Raw genomic sequence first — 17,609 nt, 5'->3', positions numbered from 1 at the left:
TGGTCAGCCGAGGTCGTCCGCCGCGTAGCGGACGCCGATGCGGTCACGTACCGCGTCGAGCGTCCGCATCACGGCCAGCGAACCGTCCAGCGGCACCAGCGGCGACTCCGTCTCGCCCGCCCGCAGCGCCCGCATCACCTCGGCCTGCTCGAACTGCAGCCCGCGCAGCCCCGCCCCCGCGGCCCCGGCGGTGAACTCCTCGGGCTCGTGTCCCGGCCGGTGCAGCACGAACCGCTCCGGGTAGAAGAAGCCGCGCGGGAACTCGATCCGGCCCTTGGTGCCGGTGACCGCTCCGGTCTGCGGGGTGTCCGCCACGATCGAGCAGTTCAGCAGCGCCGAGGCGCCCGCCTCCGACCAGCCCAGCAGCATCGCGGTGTGCACATCGACGCCCTCGGGGGAGAGCACCGCGTCGGCCTGCACCCGGTCCGGCTCGCCGAGCAGCAAGTGCGCGAACGACACCGGATAGACCCCGAGGTCCAGCAGCGCACCGCCGCCCAGTGCCCGGTCGCGCAGCCGGTGCTCGGGCCCGAACGGGCCGGCGAGCCCGAAGTCGGCCTGCACGGTGCGGACATCACCGATGGCGCCGTCCCGCACCAGCTCCGTCATGCGCCGGATCACCGGGTTGCAGTACGTCCACATGGCCTCCATCAGGAAGAGCCCCCGGTCCCGGGCGAGCTTCACCAGCCGGTCCGCCTCCCGGGCGTTGAGTGTGAACGCCTTCTCGCACACCACGTGCTTCCCGGCCTCCAGGCAGAGCGAGGCCGCCTCCAGATGGGCCGAGTGCGGTGTCGCGACATAAACCACGTCGACCTCGTCGTCGGCGGCGAGCGCGGCCCAGCTGCCGTACGCCCGGGGTATCCCGAACCGCTCGGCGAACGCCCGTGCCGAGGCGTCCGTCCGAGATGCGACGGCCACCACTTCCGTGTCCGGCATCGACCGGAGATCCTCGGTGAACGCCGTGGCGATACCGCCGGTCGCCAGCACACCCCACCGCACAGTGCCGCTCATGCCTGTCATGCCTGCTCCCCAAGAGGTCTCGACCAGTCCGGCTGAGCTGAGAGCATAGATGCGGATTCAACGACATGGAGATGGAAATGCCGGAGAGCGGCGCAAGCCGGGCCCAGCAGGAACGCACAGACATACCGACCGCCGGAACCCGGGCCGCGGAGCCCGGGACCACCGGCACCCCACCCGGGAAACCGGCCGCTGCCGAAGCGGCCCGGCGCGCCGGACTTCTCGTCACCCTTGTCCTCGGCGGCCTCACGGCTCTGCCGCCGCTCTCCATGGACATGTACCTCCCCGCGCTGCCCGCGGTCACCGAGTCCCTGCACTCCCCGGCCGCGACCATCCAGCTCACCCTCACCGCCTGCCTCACCGGCATGGCGCTCGGACAGGTCGTCGTCGGGCCGATGAGCGACCGCTGGGGCAGGCGCAGGCCGCTGCTCCTCGGCATGATGATCTACGTGGTCGCCACCGCACTCTGCGTCTTCGCGCCCACCACCGGACTCCTCATCGGCTTCCGCCTGCTCCAGGGCCTGGCCGGTGCGGCGGGCATCGTCATTGCCCGTGCGGTGGTGCGCGACATGTACGACGGCGTGGAGATGGCCAGGTTCTTCTCCACCCTGATGCTCATCTCCGGCGTCGCCCCGGTCGTCGCCCCGCTGATCGGCGGCCAGGTGCTGCGGTTCACCGACTGGCGCGGCATCTTCGCCGTCCTGACCGTCGTCGGCCTGGCGCTCACCCTCGTCGTCTGGAAGTGGCTGCACGAGACGCTGCCGCCGCAGGACCGGCACACCGGCGGGGTCGGCGACGCGCTGCGCACCATGCGCGGACTGCTCGCGGACCGGGTCTTCACCGGTTACATGATCGCGGGCAGCCTGGCCTTCGCCACCCTCTTCTCCTACGTGAGCGCATCGCCGTTCGTCATCCAGGAGATCTACGGCGCCTCGCCGCAGACGTTCAGCCTGCTCTTCGGCATCAACTCGATCGGCCTGATCATCGTCGGCCAGATCAACGGCAAGGTGCTGGTCGGCCGGATCAGCCTGGACAAGGCGCTCGCCTTCGGCCTCTCGGTCATCGTGCTGGCCGCGGCCGCGCTGCTGCTGATGACCTCCGGGGTCTTCGGGAAGGTAGGCCTGGTCCCGGTCGCGGCCGGGCTGTTCGTGCTGATGTCGGCGATGGGCCTGGCGATGCCGAACACGAACGCCCAGGCCCTGATGCGTACGAAGCACGCGGCCGGATCCGCCTCCGCGCTGCTCGGCACCTCCTCCTTCCTGATCGGCGCCATCGCCTCGCCCCTCGTCGGGATCGCCGGAGAGGACACGGCCGTCCCGATGGCCGTCGTCCAGCTGGTCTGCGGGCTGGGCGCGATGGCCTGCTTCCTGGGGCTGTGCAGGCCCTGGCAGCGGACGACGTGACACGGGCCGCGCGGGCACGGGTCCTGTGACGGGAGGGGCGGCGGGGCCCGGGGCGTGGTTCAGCCCCGGGCCCCGCCGCCGACCGTGTCCGGTCCGAAGCCGCGGGAGAAGAACGCAGACGGGGCCGGCACCGGGCCGTCCTCGGGCGACAGCGGGGTCCGAACCGGGGCGAAGAGGTTTCCGCCCCGGTCCTCGGCCCGGTCCTTCGCGACGCTACGAAGCCCTCGGGTACCCGATCAGATGCGGGCGGTCCTTCTCGTCGGTCCAGCGGAACAGGCCGACACCGTCCGCGGTCTCCATGCCCGGGACACGCACGTTCGAGGGCAGGGCGCCCGTCGAGCCGCTGCGGACGGCGACCGCGACGGGGGCCCCGCCGCCGGCCAGGACATCGGCCGCGTTGCGCGCGCTCGCCGCGCCGTACGCGGTGCCCTCGTCGTTCACCGACGCCAGGGTCAGCGGCTTCGTGCCGTCCGCGCCCTCGAAGCAGAAGCCCCGCTTCGTGGCCAGGTCGAACGCGAGCGGTCCGGCCACCAGGTAGGAACCGGAGGGCGCGGCGACGAGCTGCGGGTACTGGCCCGGCTTTATCGCGGGCTTGCTGCACTCCACCGAGGCCAGCGGCTTGCCGGTCTCCACGTCGTGCACCACCCACATGTCATGGGTGGTGGCGCGCTTCGCCTTCTTGTCCAGCTGCCATTTCGCCAGGATCAGGCCCGGGACCACCGACGTGGGGATCCCGCTGTACTTGTCCGTCCCCTTGGGCGCGACATTGCGGCTGAACCAGCCGCCCTGCACCCAGAATTCCTTGGACCCGCTGACCAGCAGCCCCTTCTGCGTCAGCCCGCGCACCTCGGTGAGCTGCTTGCAGGTCTTGCAGTCCTTCGGGTACTTGAGCGCGGGCGCCGAGACGTCGGTCACCCGGCCGGTCACCGGGTCGACCACCGCGCTGTTCGTCCGGCCGTCGCTGATCAGGATGCCGGGTCCGGTGGTGGAGACCGTCGGGACCGAGTTCCACGGCACCTCGACGCGCCGCCGGGAGCCGTCCTCCACGTCGTAGACGTCCAGCGAGACGATCGTGTCGGCGGGGGTCAGCGCGTTCTCGCCGACCTTTCCGTACGCCCACGTCACGAAGTACTCGTGGTCGTCGACGGTGACCGGGAGGAGCCTCGGGAACTGGTGCGGCGACGGGGGCCGCCAGCTCTCGCCGTGCCAGCCGGCCTGCCCCGTCTTGTTGTCGATGGTCCGCAGCTGGTACTTGGTCTCCGACTCCCGCACCAGGTAGGCGAGGCGTCCCGTGGTCCGGGAGATCGCGTAGTCGGGCGAGGTCCCGATGAGCTCCCAGCCGCGCTCGGGCGCGTACGCGGACGGAACGGTGAGCTGTGTCACCCCGGCCGGACTCTTCTTCTTGGCCTGCTTCTCCGGCTTTTCCGTGCTCTTCTCACCGCTGCCGCAGGTGGCGAGCAGAAGAAGCATGGCCAGCACGAGCACTCCGCCGACCAGAACCAGGCGCACGATCTTCTGTCTCATGGTTCCCCTCGATGGGCAATCCCGACCCGGGGTCTTTCCGTTCGGATCATGCGGCACCGGACCCCGCGAGCCCGGCCTGGTCCAAACGAGAGACTCCAGCGGCGGTCAGCGTAGCAACTTGGGTGGGCATCGCGGCAGTTCGGATTCCGTGCAGATCGGCGCGGATACCGGGGCGGGGACGGGTCCGTCGGCTTTGCCTACAATTCGTCGGTGAACGCCACCCTCCCCACCGCGGAAGTCCTGCGCGCGACGCTCGCCGGACTGCTCGACGGGCTGCCGCCCAAGCAGGCCGCCCAGGCCGTCGAACGGCTCATCGCCAACTACCGCGGGACCACCCCGACCGACGCGCCGGTGCTCCGCGACCGCTCCGACGTCGCCGCGTACGCCGCGTACCGGATGCCCGCCACCTTCGAAGCGGTACGGTCCGCGATCGCCGCGCTCCGGGAGGCCGCCCCCGACTGGACGCCCGCCACCCACACCGACGTCGGCGGCGGCACCGGAGCGGCGAGCTGGGCCGTGGCAGGGGCCTGGGAGGAGGGGCCGCGGACGGCCGTGCTGGACTGGGCCGAGCCCGCGCTCGCCCTCGGCCGCGAACTGGCCGGGCTCTCCGGCGTCCCCGCGCTGCGCGCCGCCGAGTGGCGCCGGGCCCGGATCGGCGCCGGCCTCGAACTCGCCCCCACGGACCTGATCACCGTCTCCTACGTACTCAAGGAACTGACCGCGGACGTCCGGACCGCGCTCGTCGACAGCGCGGCGGCCGCCGCGCAGGCGGTCGTGGTCGTCGAACCGGGCACCCCCGACGGCTACGACCGGATCATCGAGGCCCGCGACCGGCTGATCGCCGCCGGACTGACGGTCGCCGCGCCCTGCCCGCACAGCGCGGCCTGCCCGATCGAGCCGGGCACGGACTGGTGCCACTTCTCGGCCCGGGTCAGCCGCTCCTCGCTGCACCGGCAGGTCAAGGGCGGCTCGCTGCCCTACGAGGACGAGAAGTTCAGCTATGTGGTGGCGACCCGCTTCGCGACGGAGCCCGTGACGGCGCGGGTCACCCGCAAGCCGCAGATCCGCAAGGGACAGGTGCTGCTGGACCTGTGCACCCGCGACGAGGCCCTGCGGCGCGCCACGGTCACCAAGCGGCACGGCGAGCTGTACCGGGCCGCCCGGGACGTCGCGTGGGGCGACGAGTGGCCGCCCGGCGGGAACGCCTGAGCGCCACCCGCCGGGTCACCCCCGCAGCTCCTGCGTGCAGCACTTCACGCTGCCGCCGCCCTTGAGCAGCTCGCCCAGGTCCATCGGCACCGGCTCGAAGCCCCGCGCCCGCAGCGGGTCGAAGAGTCCGGTCGCGGCCTGCGGCAGCAGCACATGGCGCCCGTCGCTCACCGCGTTCAGACCGAGCGCCGCGGCGTCCGCCTCCTCGGCGATCAGCGCGTCCGGGAAGAGCCGGGCCAGCACCGCCCGGCTGCCCGGCGAGAACGCGCCCGGGTAGTACATGATCTCGTCGCCCGCGTCGTCGAGCACGGACAGCGCCGTGTCCAGGTGGTAGTAGCGCGGGTCGACCAGATCGAGCCCGATCACCGGGCGGCCGAAGAACTCCTGGGCCTCGCCGTGCGAGAGCGGACTGGACCGGAAGCCCCGCCCGGCCAGCACGTACGACGAGGTGACCGCGAAGTCGCCCTCGCCCTCGTTGACGTGGTCCGGCTCATGGATCTCGGTGAAACCGCCGGCCCGGAACCACTCGCGGTGGGCCCCGGCCTCCTCGTACCGCTCCCGGTACGCGAAGCGGGCGCCCAGCACCCGGCCGTCGATGACCGTGGCGCCGTTGGCGGCGAACACCATGTCGGGCAGCTCGGGGCGGGGGGTGAGCAGCTCCACGGTGTGCCCGAGGGCGCGGTACCGGTCGCGCAGGTCCTCCCACTGGGTCTGGGCCAGGGGGAGGTCCACGGGCTTGCTGGGGTCCATCCAGGGGTTGATGGAGTACGTCACCCTGAAATACGCGGGCGCGCACATCAGGTAGCGGCGGGGTGTGGCTTCACGAGGCAACGAGGGCTCCTCACGAAAAGGCAGGGATTGCCTGCCGAGGGGACATCGCACGGGTGTGTGCGTGAGCCCATGGTCCGCTCTCCGGGGCCGGTGCGCAGTGATCCGATCGGGTGGTTCCGTCGAGCCGGAAGACGATACGTACCGGCTCGTCCCGCTGTTAGATTGGCCGCCATGGTAGAGAACCGGGTGCCCGACTCCAGCCGTCGCAGCGAGCGATCGCGCCGCGCGATCCATGACGCGGCGCTCGGCCTGGTCGCCGAGGTGGGCTATCCGCGGACCACCATCGAGGCCATCGCCGCGCGGGCCGGTGTCGGGAAGCAGACGATCTACCGCTGGTGGCCCTCCAGGGCGGCCGTCCTGCTGGAGGCGTTCGTGGCCCTCGGTGAGCGGACCGCCGCGCAGAGCGGCGCGGACCGGACGCAGGGGATCCCGGACACCGGCGATCTCGCCGCCGACCTCAAGACCGTGCTGCGGGCCACCGTCGACGAGCTGAACGACCCCGCCTTCGAGGCGCCGACCAGGGCGCTCGCCGCCGCCGGGATCGTCGACCCGCAGGTCGGCGCCGAATTCGTGCAGAAGCTGCTCGACCCCGGGCTCCAGCTGTACATCGCCCGGCTGCGGGCCGCCCAGCGGGCGGGCCAGGTGCGCGCCGACGCCGACCCGCGGATCGCCGTGGAGCTCCTCGTGGGGCCGCTCACCCACCGCTGGCTGCTGCGCACCCTCCCGCTCACCCGCGAGTACACGGACGCCGTCGTCGACCACGTGGTGCGCGGGCTGGCGCCCTGAGGCGCGATGCGCGGTCCCGGGTTCCCCGAGACGCACCCGTCATTTCATGACAAGAAGTGGCATAGCGCCCAGCTCGCGGCGTCGCCGTCCGTACCCCGCTTCCGGAGTCCGGCCACCCGAGGCGCAGGATGGTGGGACGATGGGCAGGGGCAACGCTGAGGTAAGGGGATAGATGGGCGCCGATTTCGGCCGTTATCGCGGCTCAGAGAGCAAGTTTTCCCAATGGCTTCGCCGCCGACCCAAACCGCAGCAGAGCGAGGTCGACGACACCGCCCGGGAGGCGCTGCTCCTGGCCGTCGCCGAGGCCGGCATGCCGATCGCGCCGGCCGCCCATCCCGTCGGGTACCGATGTTCGTGCGAACGCATCGGCTGTCCCACCCCCGCCCGGCACCCGATCTCCTTCGCCTGGCAGACGCAGTCCACCACCGACCGGGCACAGATCGAGCGCTGGGCCCGCAGCCAGCCGCAGGCCAACTTCATCACCGCGACCGGCATGATCCACGACGTGCTCGACGTGCCGCTGAGCGCGGGCAGCCAGGCGCTGGAGCGGCTCCTCGCCGCCGGCATCGACGTCGGCCCCGTCGCCCGCTCCGGCGACGACCGGATGCTCTTCTTCACCGCCACCCGCGGTACGCCCGAGGACGAGGACGAGTGGTGGCCGTGCGAGCTCGACTGCCACCCCGAGACCATGGACGAGCACCCGGGGCTGCGGTGGCACTGCCGGGGCAGCTATGTGCTCCTGCCGCCGGCTCTGCTCCCCGGCGAGCTGGACGTGCGCTGGGTGCGCGGGCCGGAGAACCCGCTGCCCGACCCGCTGACCCTGCTGGAGACCCTGACCGACGCGTGCGCGCAGTACGCGGACGCGGCGGACCAGAGCGATCTCGACCACGACTCGGTGGCCTGGCCGCTGAGCCGGTAGCGGACCCTCCGGCGGATCACGGCCGGGGCCGGCCCAGCGGCCGCCCCGGTTCCGTCAGGATCCCTTCGCCGCCGTCAGGCCCGGCAGCCTGTTCAGCAGGACGATCTTGCCGCCGTCCTTCGTCGAGCCCTTCTTCGGCACGTACACCAGCTGGCTGGAGACCCGCTCCTTGGTGAGGGTGGACTCCACCTCACCGGTCAGCAGCGCCTCCGCGTCCGCGTTGAGCGGCGGGCGCAGCCCCTTCGCCGCGGTCTGCCGCTCGAAGTGCTTGCTGCTGAAGAAGACCAGCGCCCCGCCGTCGTCCGTCGCCAGCCCGAGCGGGCCGAACGAACCGCTCTCCAGCGGCTGGTCGATGTACTGGTACGAGAAACCCGCCCGCCGGGTGGTCCGGCGCGTCTCGCGCCAGCCCGAGGTGGCGGAGCCGGGGGCGAAGACGTCCGGGGCCCCCTTCTGCAGGTACTGCGTGTACTGGGTGCTCAGGTCCTTCGGCGCCACGGCCAGAGCGCTGCTGCCGGCGGCCACCGGCCTGGCCCGGCCGTCGGCGTCCTTCGCGAAGGAGGGCAGCCGGGAAGGGGCGACGACCGCCAGGTAGGCGGCCTTCCACCCGGCGCCGGGGCCGGACTTGACGAAGACGACCAGCCAGCGGCTGTCCGTCTCCCCGCTGTCCTGGTCGCGGTTGGAGTCGGTGTCCGCGAGGAACCACCGCGGCCAGCCGGCCTTCTTCGGGATGACGTAGGTGGCGTCGGTCAGCTCCAGCGGCGAGTGGTCCGGATTGCCGTCCGGATGGTTCTTCTGCCGCGCCTTCAGCCCGGCCTGGTTGATCGCGCCGAGCGGCCCGGTGACCCGGTCCGCGTCCAGGGCCGGGTCGTACGCCTTGTCCGCCGCGTTGTACGCGGCGGTGAAGTCCTTCAGGGCCTGCGCGGCCTCAGACCTGGTTGCCGCCGGAACCACTTCCAGCTCGCCGTGCACCGTCACGCAACCGCTCGCCGTCATCGACAGCACCGTCGCCGTCGCGAGCCCCGTCGCCAGCCGAATCGGCCTCAGGCTTCTCATCCGTTGCTTTCCGCGCCTTCTGATCCGTCGCTCCCACTGCCCGGCCCTCTGACCGTCCGAACCCTACCGGGGCGAGGAACAGCGCGAGGGTGGGGATCAGATACAGCGCCCACACCGTGATCTGGAGAACGGTCGGGTCGGGCTGGAAGTTGAACGTGCCCTTCAGCAGCGTGCCGTACCAGCTGTCCGGCGGGATCGTGGCGCTGATGTCGAACGCCTGGTTGTGGAGACCGCCGATGAACTCCGCCTCCTGGAGGTCGTGCACGCCGTACGCGAGGACGCCCGCGGCGACGATCACCAGCATGCCGCCGGTCCAGGTGAAGAACTTCGACAGGTTGATCCGCAGCGCACCCCGGTAGAACAGCCAGCCCAGCACGACGGCGGCCGCGATCCCGAGGAGCGCGCCGATCATCGGGTGCCAGCCGTCGTCCGCCGCGTGCACCGCACGCCACACGAACAGCGAGGTCTCCAGCCCCTCCCGGCCCACCGCGAGGAGCGCCGTGGCGACCAGCGCACCGGTGCCCATCGCGAGCGCCGCGTCCAGCTTGCCGTGCAGCTCCGTCTTCAGGTGCCGCGCGGTACGCCGCATCCAGAAGACCATCCAGGTCACCAGACCGACGGAGACGATCGACAGCGAACCGCCCAGCGCCTCCTGGGCCTTGAAGGTCATCTCCTGCGAACCGAATTCGAGCCCGGCGCCGAACGCCAGGCTGACGACGATCGCGATCCCGACGCCGGTCCAGATCGGCACCAGCTTGTTCCGGTTGCCGGTCTTCACCAGATAGGCGATGAGGATGCAGACGACCAGGCTGGCCTCCAGGCCCTCGCGCAGGCCGATCAAAAAGTTACTGAACACGTTCTGGTGCTCCTTTCTGTTCCGACCCGTTACGAGAACAGCGCCCGGCCCCACCAGTCGTCCTTGTCGCGGACGCCCGGCGGGACGGCGAAGTGCGCCGAACCCACGTGCTGGATGTACTCGTTGAGTGCGTCGTGCGCCGCCAGGCGCCGTTGCAGTGGAATGAATGCCTTGCGGACATCGCGCTGGTAGGCGATGAAGAACAGCCCGGCGTCGAGCCGGCCGAGGCCGTCCGTGCCGTCGGTGAAGGAGTAGCCGCGGCGCAGGATCGTCGCGCCGCCGTTGCTGTCCGGGTGGGCCAGGCGCACGTGCGCGGTCGGCAGCATCGCCTTCAGGAACGGCTCGTCGCGCTCCTTGGACTTGCCGACCGGGGCGCCCTCGCCCTTGTCGCGGCCGAAGACGTCCTCCTGCTCCTGGAGCGGGGCGCGGTCCCAGGTCTCGATGTGCATCCGGATGCGGCGGGCGACCAGGTACGAACCCCCGGTCATCCAGCCCGCGTCGTCCTTCCCGCCGACCCACACGTGCTTGTCCAGGGCGGCGGTGTCGGTGCCGGAGATGTTCCGGGTGCCGTCCTTGAAGCCCATCATGTTGCGCGGGGTCTGGGCGTCCGGCGTCGTCGAGGACGTCTTGCCGAAACCCAGCTGGGACCAGCGGATAGCGGTGCGGCCCATGCCGATCCTGGCCAGGTTGCGGATGGCGTGCACCGCGACCTGCGGGTCGTCCGCGCACGCCTGGACACAGAGGTCGCCGCCGCTGCGCGCCGCGTCGAGGTTGTCACCGGGGAACTTCGGCAGGTCGACGAGCGCCTCGGGCCGCTTGTCCTCCAGGCCGAACCGGCCCTTGGCGAAGAGCGAGGGGCCGAAGCCGATGGTGAGGGTGAGCCGGGACGGCTTGAGCCCCAGCGCCTCGCCCGTGTCGTCCGGCGGGGCCTCGGCGAGACCGCCGTACGCCCCGTCGCCGACCGCGTGACCGGCCGTCATCCGCTCCGCCGCCCGCGTCCACTCCTTGAGCAGCGCGATCAGCTCGGCCCGGTCCTTCGTCGTCACGTCGAACGCGGCGAAGTGCAGCCGGTCCTGCACGGCGGTGGCGATGCCCGCCTGGTGCGCACCGTGGAACGGCACGGCCGCACCGCTGTCCGCGGCCGGCACCGCGTCGCTGCCGGTGCCCACCGCGGCGACCGCGCCACCGGCCGCGACGGCGCCGAGCGCGAGCCCCGCACCGCCCCAGCCGAGCAGTGCCCGGCGGGACGGAGCGGGTGCGGAGGTCTCGTCCGGGGTTCGAGCGGCCTGTGTCTGGTCGGACATGACAGCAGCCCTCCCGCCCGTTACTTCGTCACCGCGGCGGCGAGCCGGGACAGCGGCTCGGCCAGCGCGTTGACCGCGTCCGACAGCTCCTTGCGGTCCGCCTTGCCGACCTTCTCGTACGAGGTGAACTCGTAGGAGCCCTTGTCCTCGCGGTACTTGTCCAGCAGCGTGTTGAGCTCCGCGAACCGCTTGTCCAGGGTGGTGGCCAGCGCCGCGTCGTTCTTCGAGGCGATCGGCTTCAGCAGCTCGTAGGACTTCTCCGCGCCCTCGACATTGGCCTTGAAGTCGATCAGGTCGGTGTGGCTGTAGCGCTCCTCCTCGCCGGTGACCTTGCCGGTGGCGACCTCGTCGAGGAGCTCCTTGGCACCGTTGGCCATCGAGGTCGGGGTGATGTCCGCCGTGCCGACCCGCTTCTGCCAGTCGAGCAGGTCCTTGTACAGGGCCGGCGCGAGGGCCTTCTCCTCGGCGCCCAGCTTCTTGTCCTGCCACAGCGCCTTCTCCAGGCGGTGCCAGCCGGTCCACTTCTGGCCGTCCTCCAGGCCGTCCTCGCGGATGTCGACCTTCGGGTCGATGTCGCCGAAGGACTCGGCGACCGGCTCGGTGCGCTCCCAGCCGAGCCGGGAGTCGGCGTAGATCTTCTTGGCGGCCTCGATGTCACCGGCGGCGACGGCGTCCGTGAACTTCTTGGCCTTCGGCAGCGTCTCGTCGGCCTGGGCCTGGACGTAGGTGCGGTACTCGGCGACGGCCTTGTCCATCTCGGGGCTGCGCTTGGCCGCCTTGCCGCCGGTGACCTCCAGCTTCTGCCGGATGCCGTGGCCCTTCATGCCGGGCTTGCAGGCGATCTCGTACGAACCGGCCTTGATCTCGGCGGTGATGTCGGCCTTGGTGCCGGGGCCGATGTTCTCGCGCTCGGCGACGATGCGGTCGTCCGGGAACAGGACGTAGACCTCGGTGACCTTGGATCCCTTGTTCTGCACGGCCAGTTCGACGTGACCGGCCGGAACCTTCTTCTTCGACACCTCGCAGGAGTCGTCCTTCGCGACGACCTTGAGGGCGCCGTCGCCCTTGCCGTCGCTCTTCTGTGCGCAGCCCGTGACGGCGGTCAGAGCGGCCACCGTGGCGGCAGCGGTGACAACGGAGAAACGAACGGCTCGCATACGGGCTCCACATGAGGATGAAGGAGAAGGGGGAGAAGATCGGGACAAAGGCTGGTGAGGCGGACCTAACTTAACCGAGGCTTACCTGAGCGATACCCACCCGTGCCGTGATTCAGCTCTCATCCCGGCGGCCCGGGAACGGGGTGATCACGGGCAGGCCATGGGCGCCTCATGGAAAGGTCAAGCAATGGTCAAGCGCCTCTGGTCGGTACGACGAGGGGCGCCCCGGTCCGCGGATGCGGGAACACCTCGACCGGCTGCCGGTAGACCTCGCCGAGCAGTTCGCCCGTGAACACCCCGGCGGGCGGTCCCACCACCGCGATCCGGCCGTCGTGCAGCACGGCCGCCCGGTCCGCGTACGCCGCCGCGAGCCCCAGATCGTGCAGCACGACGACGACCGCGTCCCCGGCGGCGGCCCGCTCCCGGCAGATCCGCAGCACCAGCTCCTGGTGGCGCAGGTCGAGTGCGGCCGTCGGCTCGTCGAGCAGCAGCAGCGGGGCGCGCTGTGCCAGCACCCGGGCCAGCGCGACCCGGGCCCGCTCGCCGCCGGACAGGGCGGAGAAGGGGCGTTCGGCGAACTCGGTGACCTCGGTGGCCGCCATCGCCGAGGCGACGGCGGGATCGTCCTCGTCCGCCCGCTCCGTACCGGCCCACGGGGCCCGCCCCATCCGTACGACGTCCGCCACCGGGAACGGGAACGACAGCGCGGCGGACTGCGGCAGCACGGCCCGGCGCAGCGCCAGTTCGGCGGCCGACCAGCCGGTGGCCGGGCGCCCGTCGATCCGCACCTCGCCGTGCTCGGCGGGCAGATCGGCGGCCAGCGCCGCCAACAGGGTCGACTTGCCGGCCCCGTTGGGCCCCACGAGCGCCAGCACCTCGCCCGCCCGGGCGGTCAGGTCGATGGAGTCGAGCACCGGCCGCTGCCCCAGCCGCACCCCCAGCCCGCGCGCCTCGGCGACGGGGGAGCCCGGGGCGGCGGGAGCGGGCAGCAGCCGACCCCGGGTCCGGAACGGATTCCTGAGCACGCTCATGCCCAACCACCTTGCTTGCGACGGGTCCTGCGCAGCAGCCAGAAGAAGAACGGGCTGCCGAAGAGCGCGGTCAGCACACCGAGCGGCAACTCGGCGGGATCGGCGACGGTACGGGCCGCGAGATCGCCCACCACCAACACCAGGGCACCGCCGAGCGCGCTGCCGGGGATCAGGAAGCGATGGCCGGGACCGTTCGCCATCCGCAGCAGATGCGGCACCAGCAGCCCCACGAACGAGATGATCCCGGCGACCGCCACCGCGGCGGCGGTCAGCAGCGCCACGACGAGTACCAGCACGATCCGGAGCCGTTCGACATCGACCCCCAGATGCCGGGCGGGCCGCTCACCGAGTGCGAGCAGGTCCAGCTTGCGGGCGTGGAAGGGCGCGACGAGCAGCCCGAGCACCGCGCACGGCAGCACCGCGAGCACCTTGGGCCAGGTCGCCTGGGCCAGCGAGCCCAGCTGCCAGAAGGTGATCTGGGAGATCTGCGCGTTGTCGGCGAAGAAGATGAACAGCCCGATCAGCGCGCCCGCGAAGGCGTTGACCGCGATCCCGGTGAGGATCAGCGTCACCACCTCGGTCCGCCCGCCCGACCGGGACAGCGCGTACACCAGCAGTACGGTGACGAGTCCGGCGGCGAACGCGCAGACGGTGACGGTCCAGTTGCCGAAGAAGCTCAGCCCGAGCGCGATCGAGGCGACCGCGCCGACCGCGGCGCCGGAGGAGATCCCGATCACCCCGGGCTCGGCGAGCGGATTGCCGAACACTCCCTGCATCAGCGCGCCGGCACAGCCCAGCGAGGCCCCGACCAGCAGGGCGAGGACGACCCTCGGCAGCCGTACGTTCCACAGCACGCTCTCGCCGACCCGGTCGAGCGCGGCCCCGCCGAGGCCGAGCCGGTGCTGGACGGAGCCGAGGACGTCGCCGAGCGGGATGCTGTACGCGCCGAGCCCGGCGGACAGCAGACTGCACACCAGGAGGGCGGCGAGCAGCCCGGCGGTCAGCGCGAAGGCGGGGGAGCGCCGGGGCTTCGGGGCCGGTGCGCGGTCCGGGGCGGCGGCCCCGGTGCGGACGCGTTCCGGGGACGGGGCGGTCACTTGTCCGCCCCGTCCCGCGGGTAGAGCTGCGCGATCAGTTCGCTCAGTACCCGGTCGGTGCGCGGGCCGTAGTTCAGCAGCACGCCGTCGTCGACGGAGACGATCCGCCGGTCCATCCCGGCCGGGGTCTCGGCGATGCCCGGGATCTTCACGAGCCCGTCGACGCCACCCACCGATTCGAGCCCCTTGGTCATCACCAGGATGGCGTCGGGGGCGGCCTTGGCGAGTGCTTCGCTGGTGATGGCGGTGAAGTCCTTCGTCAGCCCGGACGCCTTGCCGGCGTCGACGGCCCCCGCCGCTTCGAGCAGCGAACTCGCCCCCGACTCCCGGCCGCCCAGCAGATACACCGAGGCCGAGCCCCGCAGATAGAGGAAGGCCACCCGGGGCTTCTTCCGCCCGTCCGCCGGGGCGGGCACGGACTCGCGCACCGTCTCGATGCGCGAGTGGGTACGCGAGGTCAGTTCGGCGCCGGACTCCGGTACGCCCAGGGCCGCCGCCACGGCGGCGATGCGGCGGTCGACGTCGGAGAGCTGCCGGGCGGGTGCGACGACGACGAGCGGAATGCCGGCGTCCCGGATCTGGTCGACGGCCTCCGCCGGGCCGGTCGTGGTCTCGGCGAGCACGACGGTCGGCTTCAGCGACAGCACGCTCTCCGCCGAGACGTCATGGGCCCGGGTCACCACGGGGAGCTTCGCGGCCTGTTCGAAGGTGGCGGTGATGTCGCGGGCCACGACCCGCTTGCCGAGACCGAGGGTGAAGACGATCTCGCTCAGTCCGCCGGTCAGCGGCACGATCCGGTCCGTCGAGGTGACGGTGACCTCGGCGCCGTCCGCCGACTTCACCGTGACGGGCAGCTGTGGCCGCGGCGCGGTGGCCAGCGGCTCGATCCGGTCGGCGGCGGCCCCGGGGGCGGCCCCGGTGGAGGGGGCGCCCTGGTCCGTACCGGCGCCGCAGCCCGTCAGGCCGAGGGCCAGGGCGAGGGCGGCGGCCAGGGTGCCGAGCGGTCCACGGGCCCCGGCCCGGCCGCGCCCCGGCCGCCGGTCGGCACCCGGCGGGGCGAAGTCCTGCGAGAAGCGCACTGGGGCACCGTCCTGTCGTTCCTGTCGTCTGCGAGGGGCAGTTGGTCCTGGTATGCGAGTGATGCGGGGGTAGGGGTCCACCACGGAACTCGTATGGCTTAGGTTAGCCTTACCTGACTTTCGAGACCTCGGAGGGGTCCATGCTGTCGTCCAGACGTGCCCGCGCACTCGCCGTCGCGCTTCTCGCGGCCGTGCTGGGAGCCCTGCTCCCGGCCACCGCCGCGCAGGCGGCGGGCCGCACGGTGCAGGGCGGCCGGCTGGACTGGGGCATCAAGTCCTCCTTCCAGAGCTATGTCACCGGACCCGTGGCGAACGGCAGTTGGAGCCTGACCGGCGGCGCCGCCACGGTCGGCGGCAGCCAGTTCCGCTTCCACTCCGCCACCGGTTCCTACGACCCGGCGACCGGTGCCTTCAGCTCGGCCTTCGCGGGCGGGGTCCGCTTCCTCGGCCACCGCAAGGCCGACGGCGGCCATGAGCTCGACCTCACCATCAGCCGCCCCACCGTCCGCATCGCGGGCGGCAGCGGAACCCTGTACGCCGACATGACCGGCAAGGACCGGGGGACCGGCCGCGTGACCTCGGCCGCCCAGGTGCCGCTCGCGACGCTCGGCCTGTCCGGGATCGACATGTCGGGCGGTTCCACCCCCATCGCCCTTCGAAACGTCCCGGCGACCCTGACCGCACAGGGCGCGAAGTCGTTCGCCGGCTACTACCCGGCGGGCACCCCGCTCGACCCGGTCAGTCTCTCGGTGGACACCTCCGCCCCGGCCGGGAAGCCCGCCGCCACCAAGTCCCCCGGGAAGAAGAAGGAAGCGAGGAGGACCGCCCCGGCCGCCGGCCGCTTCGAGGACGCCGCCGTCGACTGGGGCGTCCGCCGGACCTTCCGCGAATACGTCGCCGGCTCCATCGGCAAGGGGAAGTGGACCCTGGCCGAAGGGGCCGAGGACGGCGGGGCACTGTTCCGCTTCCCGAAGGGCAGCGGCACCTACGACCCGAAGAAGCAGACTCTGGACGCCGGCTTCGCGGGCAGCGTCCACTTCACCGGGGCCGACGGGCTCGACCTGGAACTGTCGGCCGTCAAGGTCCGGTTGGCGGCGGGCAGGGGCACGCTCCTGGCCGACGTCCACAGCGGCGGCGACCGGGACGAGGCCGTCCCGCTGGTCACCTTCACCGCGAAGGACTTCGCCCCGAAGGACGGTCTCGCCGTCCTCACCGAGGCCCCCGCCACCCTCACCGCCGACGGTGCCGAGGCATTCGGCTCGCTCTACCGTGCGGGCACCGCGATGGACCCGGTCTCACTGGCCGTCGCCGTCGGCTCCGGGGCCGAACTGCCCGCCCTGCCCGACCTGGGCAGCGACCCCGGCCCGTCCTCCGGCCCGTCCTCCGCGTCGTCCGCCCCGGCCGCGGAGAAGCCCGCCACCGCGGCAGCAGGCACCGCCACCGGCACCGTCCTGTACCCGGTCCTGGGCGGCGCCGCCCTGCTCGTCGCCGCGGCGGGCGCCTTCTGGCTCGTCCGCCGCCGCGCCACCCGGCAGAACAACAACTGACCCCCCCTGCACCACCCCTGTCCCTGAGGAGACCAACGACCATGGCAGCCAACCGCCGTCCCATAGCTCTTACCGCCGCAGTCGCCACGGCGGCCGCCCTCGGCGCCACTGTGTTCGCCCTTCCGGCGCTCGCCGACGAAGGCGCCGCGGCCGGCGGCAGGGCCGCCGCCGCACCGAAGCTGGAACTGACGGACGGCACGCTGGAATGGGGCGTCAAGGAGTCCTTCCGCAAGTACCTCGCCTCGTCGTTCTCCGGCGGGAAGATCACCGTCAAGGACGGGGCCACCCAGGCCGCCGGCAACGGCGCGTTCACCTTCACCGACGGCAAGGGCACCTACGACACGGCCACGCACGGCACCGACACCGCCTTCAGGGGCGGCGTCAACTTCTACGCCCACGGCGGCGTCCTCGACATCACGCTCTCCGACGTGAAGCTCGCCACGACCCGGACCGGCGGGGCGATCACCGTCGACGTCACGACCCCGAAGGGCACCGAGGACGACGTGGAGTTCGCGTCCCTCGACCTCTCGGCGGTGAAGCCGGGCCGGGGCGAGGGCGGCACGATGCTCTTCAAGGACATCCCGGCGACCCTGACGAAGGCCGGCTCCGAGGCGTTCGACGGCCAGTACAAGGAAGGCGACGCGCTCGACCCGGCCACCCTCTCGGTGAAGGCGGCGGCGGAGCCGAGCGAGAAGCCGAGTGAGAAGCCCAGCGAGAAGCCCACCGGGGAACCCGGCACCGAGCCGTCCGGCGAGCCCTCCGCGAAGCCCAGCACCGAGCCGTCCGCCGGGCCGAGCGC

16 protein-coding genes are annotated in these 17,609 nt (G+C 72.0%); 6 read left to right on the top strand and 10 right to left on the bottom strand.

Annotation, left to right across the window (positions count from 1 at the left end; all coding sequences use genetic code 11):
* Window positions 1–3: 3 nt before the first annotated feature.
* Entirely contained in the window at window positions 4–1,008 is a 1,005-nt protein-coding gene (locus AADR41_RS27240) for a Gfo/Idh/MocA family protein (RefSeq protein ID WP_342284057.1), read from the bottom strand.
* Window positions 1,009–1,094: 86 nt separating this feature from the next.
* Between AADR41_RS27240 and AADR41_RS27235 the strand changes: the two genes are divergently transcribed.
* Window positions 1,095–2,417: a multidrug effflux MFS transporter gene (locus AADR41_RS27235; protein WP_342284045.1), complete on the top strand. Its 1,323-nt coding sequence runs from the start codon at window positions 1,095–1,097 to the stop codon at window positions 2,415–2,417.
* A gap of 213 nt (window positions 2,418–2,630) precedes the next feature.
* Here AADR41_RS27235 and AADR41_RS27230 read toward each other — a convergent pair whose 3' ends face one another.
* Window positions 2,631–3,941 (bottom strand): hypothetical protein, encoded by a 1,311-nt coding sequence (locus tag AADR41_RS27230; RefSeq protein ID WP_342284044.1) that lies wholly within the window; start codon window positions 3,939–3,941, stop codon window positions 2,631–2,633.
* 210 nt (window positions 3,942–4,151) lie between these two features.
* Here AADR41_RS27230 and AADR41_RS27225 point away from each other — a divergent pair, with 210 nt between their 5' ends.
* Complete coding sequence (locus AADR41_RS27225; RefSeq protein WP_342284043.1) at window positions 4,152–5,150, top strand: small ribosomal subunit Rsm22 family protein; 999 nt, start codon at window positions 4,152–4,154, stop codon at window positions 5,148–5,150.
* 15 nt (window positions 5,151–5,165) lie between these two features.
* Here AADR41_RS27225 and ddaH read toward each other — a convergent pair whose 3' ends face one another.
* The gene (gene ddaH, locus AADR41_RS27220) at window positions 5,166–5,981 is read right to left on the bottom strand and encodes a dimethylargininase (RefSeq protein ID WP_342284042.1); all 816 of its coding nucleotides are present in this window, start codon (window positions 5,979–5,981) and stop codon (window positions 5,166–5,168) included.
* Between the two features lie 171 nt (window positions 5,982–6,152).
* On the opposite strand from ddaH, the gene AADR41_RS27215 reads away from it, so the two are divergent.
* Window positions 6,153–6,767 carry a TetR/AcrR family transcriptional regulator gene (locus AADR41_RS27215; protein WP_342284041.1) on the top strand — a complete coding sequence of 205 codons (615 nt, stop codon included), beginning with the start codon at window positions 6,153–6,155 and terminating at the stop codon, window positions 6,765–6,767.
* Window positions 6,768–6,939: 172 nt separating this feature from the next.
* Window positions 6,940–7,686: a bifunctional DNA primase/polymerase gene (locus tag AADR41_RS27210; protein ID WP_266691197.1), complete on the top strand. Its 747-nt coding sequence runs from the start codon at window positions 6,940–6,942 to the stop codon at window positions 7,684–7,686.
* A 54-nt stretch (window positions 7,687–7,740) separates the two neighbouring features.
* On the opposite strand, the gene AADR41_RS27205 is transcribed toward AADR41_RS27210, so the two are convergent.
* From AADR41_RS27205 to AADR41_RS27175, 7 genes are all read right to left on the bottom strand, one after another.
* Window positions 7,741–8,679 (bottom strand): hypothetical protein, encoded by a 939-nt coding sequence (locus AADR41_RS27205; protein ID WP_342284040.1) that lies wholly within the window; start codon window positions 8,677–8,679, stop codon window positions 7,741–7,743.
* Window positions 8,612–9,595, bottom strand: coding sequence for an iron uptake transporter permease EfeU (efeU, locus tag AADR41_RS27200; RefSeq protein ID WP_342284039.1), 984 nt, complete (start codon window positions 9,593–9,595; stop codon window positions 8,612–8,614). Before efeU ends, AADR41_RS27205 begins: the two co-directional genes overlap by 68 nt.
* Window positions 9,596–9,624: 29 nt before the next feature.
* Window positions 9,625–10,899 (bottom strand): iron uptake transporter deferrochelatase/peroxidase subunit, encoded by a 1,275-nt coding sequence (efeB, locus tag AADR41_RS27195; RefSeq protein ID WP_342284038.1) that lies wholly within the window; start codon window positions 10,897–10,899, stop codon window positions 9,625–9,627.
* 20 nt (window positions 10,900–10,919) lie between these two features.
* Complete coding sequence (gene efeO / locus AADR41_RS27190) at window positions 10,920–12,056, bottom strand: iron uptake system protein EfeO (protein WP_342284037.1); 1,137 nt, start codon at window positions 12,054–12,056, stop codon at window positions 10,920–10,922.
* A gap of 191 nt (window positions 12,057–12,247) precedes the next feature.
* Window positions 12,248–13,087 (bottom strand): heme ABC transporter ATP-binding protein, encoded by an 840-nt coding sequence (locus AADR41_RS27185; protein WP_342284036.1) that lies wholly within the window; start codon window positions 13,085–13,087, stop codon window positions 12,248–12,250.
* On the bottom strand, window positions 13,084–14,184 hold the full coding sequence (locus AADR41_RS27180; RefSeq protein ID WP_342284035.1) for a FecCD family ABC transporter permease: 1,101 nt from the start codon (window positions 14,182–14,184) through the stop codon (window positions 13,084–13,086). The genes AADR41_RS27185 and AADR41_RS27180 overlap by 4 nt, the downstream gene beginning before the upstream one ends.
* A complete protein-coding gene (locus AADR41_RS27175; RefSeq protein ID WP_342284034.1) occupies window positions 14,181–15,263 on the bottom strand; it encodes a heme/hemin ABC transporter substrate-binding protein in 1,083 nt (360 codons plus the stop codon). The genes AADR41_RS27180 and AADR41_RS27175 overlap by 4 nt, the downstream gene beginning before the upstream one ends.
* Window positions 15,264–15,403: 140 nt before the next feature.
* Here AADR41_RS27175 and AADR41_RS27170 point away from each other — a divergent pair, with 140 nt between their 5' ends.
* Both AADR41_RS27170 and AADR41_RS27165 read left to right on the top strand, forming a co-directional pair.
* Window positions 15,404–16,810, top strand: coding sequence for an HtaA domain-containing protein (locus AADR41_RS27170; RefSeq protein WP_342284033.1), 1,407 nt, complete (start codon window positions 15,404–15,406; stop codon window positions 16,808–16,810).
* Between the two features lie 41 nt (window positions 16,811–16,851).
* Window positions 16,852–17,609, top strand: a 758-nt coding sequence (locus AADR41_RS27165) for an HtaA domain-containing protein (protein ID WP_342284032.1), incomplete at its 3' end; no start/stop codon positions are given.

Origin of the sequence: Streptomyces sp. CLV115 (genome assembly GCF_038448545.1) — a bacterium.
In the GTDB taxonomy this organism is placed as follows: Bacteria; Actinomycetota; Actinomycetes; order Streptomycetales; family Streptomycetaceae; genus Streptomyces; species Streptomyces sanglieri.
The sequence above is the reverse complement of the archived record's forward strand: the minus strand, read 5'-3'. Positions and strand labels throughout refer to the sequence as shown.

Coding starts and splice junctions, on each gene's coding strand:
- AADR41_RS27240 (WP_342284057.1), bottom strand. CDS start 1,008: ATGAGCGGCACTGTGCGGTGGGGTGTGCTGGCGACCGGCGGTATCGCC.
- AADR41_RS27230 (WP_342284044.1), bottom strand. CDS start 3,941: ATGAGACAGAAGATCGTGCGCCTGGTTCTGGTCGGCGGAGTGCTCGTG.
- AADR41_RS27235 (WP_342284045.1), top strand. CDS start 1,095: ATGCCGGAGAGCGGCGCAAGCCGGGCCCAGCAGGAACGCACAGACATA.
- AADR41_RS27210 (WP_266691197.1), top strand. CDS start 6,940: ATGGGCGCCGATTTCGGCCGTTATCGCGGCTCAGAGAGCAAGTTTTCC.
- AADR41_RS27205 (WP_342284040.1), bottom strand. CDS start 8,679: ATGACGGCGAGCGGTTGCGTGACGGTGCACGGCGAGCTGGAAGTGGTT.
- AADR41_RS27215 (WP_342284041.1), top strand. CDS start 6,153: ATGGTAGAGAACCGGGTGCCCGACTCCAGCCGTCGCAGCGAGCGATCG.
- AADR41_RS27170 (WP_342284033.1), top strand. CDS start 15,404: ATGCTGTCGTCCAGACGTGCCCGCGCACTCGCCGTCGCGCTTCTCGCG.
- efeB (WP_342284038.1), bottom strand. CDS start 10,899: ATGTCCGACCAGACACAGGCCGCTCGAACCCCGGACGAGACCTCCGCA.
- efeO (WP_342284037.1), bottom strand. CDS start 12,056: ATGCGAGCCGTTCGTTTCTCCGTTGTCACCGCTGCCGCCACGGTGGCC.
- AADR41_RS27185 (WP_342284036.1), bottom strand. CDS start 13,087: ATGAGCGTGCTCAGGAATCCGTTCCGGACCCGGGGTCGGCTGCTGCCC.